We start from the raw sequence: 1,883 nt of genomic DNA, 5'->3' as shown, positions 1-1,883 counted from the left end.
TGATTGTAACACAAAAAGCATATAATATTTTCCAATTTACATGTTTCAAATACTAAAATAAGTCTTCTAAACACAACAATAAAAGCATTTAAAACCTCTATAATCGTTGATATAACAGTGATTATATGATATAATCAGTATAACAAATAATACTAATTGGGGTGCTTTTATGTTTTCTAAAAATGAATTTCAACAACTGTCTTTTAATGATTTTGTCTTAAATATGCCCGAATATCTTAAGAAAATACTTGAAGATAGCTGGGCTTATCCTTTTCAGCAGGTAATATTTCCTGCAATTGATGAAGATAGATTTGAAGTACTGTATTCTGATAAACCATCCAGACCTAATTCTCCAGTTAATGTGATCATTGGAGCTTTAATTCTAAAAGAAATATTTGGTCTTTCTGATGCAGAACTTTTAGCCTCTATCTACTTTGATGATAGATTTCAGTATGCTCTTTGTCTGACCAGTGAAGAAAAACCTCCAGTTTCAATTAATACTTTTTCTAATTTCAGAAAAAGAGTCTATGCTTATGAAAAAGAAACTGGTCGTGACTTAATTAAAGAAGAAGTAGAATCTCTTTCTGAACTTATTGCTCAAACTTTAGAGATTGATAACGAAAAAGTTAGAGTTGATTCTTTTATGGTTGCTTCTTCCTGCAAAAACCTATCAAGAATAGAACTTGTATATACTGTTAACGCTAATTTAATCAAAAAGTTCAATCAATTAGATAACGCTGCAATACCTGAAAGCTGTCTCAGCTATTTAGATAAAGGTCATAAAAATGAGACTATCTACAAAACCAGAGATAAAGAAAGTGAATCAAAGCTTGATTTTCTCTTAAAACAATCACAGATACTCTACAGAGCAGCTTTAGAGAGTAAATCTAAAATATCAAAAACAGAAGAATTTGAACTCCTAAAAAGAATGCTTGGTGAACAAACTGATCATGATGATTTTGATGACCTTGATCCAGATGATATTGAAGCCAAAGATGCAAAAAAATTGGATTCAGATATTCTTCAAAACCCCAGTGATCCTGATGCAACTTATCGTTTCAAGTATAGTGCTAATATTGGCTATACTGCCAATGTAGTTGAGGTCTTTGATGGTGATAACAGTATCATTAAAAATTATGATTTTAAAGAAAACATATACAGCGACCAAAAATTCAGTGCTGATACAATAAATAATTTAGCTAAAGAAACTAGCTTAGATAATCCACTAAAAATGATAGTTGATGGAGCATATTTCACCATAGATCTTGCCAAAAAAGCTGTTGCTAAAGGTATTGAATTAATACCTGGACAGTTAACTGGTAGAAAACAGTCTAAATCTAAAATGAGTTATGGAACAACTTTCAACTTAAATGAAGATAATCTTGTTACATCCTGTATTAATGGTGAAGAACCATTCTACAGTAACTATGACTCTGAAAAAGATGTCTGTACTGCCAAGTTTTCTAAAAAAGTCTGTGCAGCCTGCAGTCTTAAAAAAGAATGCAGAATTCAATTTCAGAAAAAAGCTAATACAGCCAGATTTGAAAAAGACAGATACTTGCGAGATATTTACCGAAACAGGATGAAGACTGATGAATTTATTGAACTCACAAACCAACGGGCTGGAGTTGAAGGATTACCTTCTGTCTTTAGAAGGTTCTACAATGTCGACTCAATGCCTGTAAGGGGTAAACTGCGTTCAAAATTATACTTTGGCTTTAAAGTTCTGGCCAGTAATGTTAAAAAGTTATTCAAAAGCCCAGGAATAGTCACTGGATAAGGACTATCTCTGTGATATTCAATTTTTTTGTTGTTGAGAACTAATTTTTAGATTTAAAAGCTTAGTTTAGATTGAATATGCTTAATGTTTTTGTGTTACAATC

1 protein-coding gene is annotated in these 1,883 nt (G+C 31.3%); it reads left to right on the top strand.

Annotated elements, in window-relative coordinates; all coding sequences use genetic code 11:
• The first annotated feature begins 169 nt into the window (after nucleotides 1–169).
• Nucleotides 170–1,780 carry a transposase gene (locus tag DER71_RS11800; protein WP_114474681.1) on the top strand — a complete coding sequence of 537 codons (1,611 nt, stop codon included), beginning with the start codon at nucleotides 170–172 and terminating at the stop codon, nucleotides 1,778–1,780.
• Nucleotides 1,781–1,883 lie beyond the last annotated feature (103 nt).

Source organism: Halanaerobium sp. DL-01 (assembly GCF_003338615.1).
GTDB lineage: Bacteria > Bacillota > Halanaerobiia > Halanaerobiales > Halanaerobiaceae > QPJE01.
This window is presented reverse-complemented; position numbering and strand designations above follow the sequence as displayed.

What these genes read in the sequence shown, in the direction of transcription:
- DER71_RS11800 (WP_114474681.1), top strand. Translation starts at nt 170, where the DNA reads ATGTTTTCTAAAAATGAATTTCAACAACTGTCTTTTAATGATTTTGTC.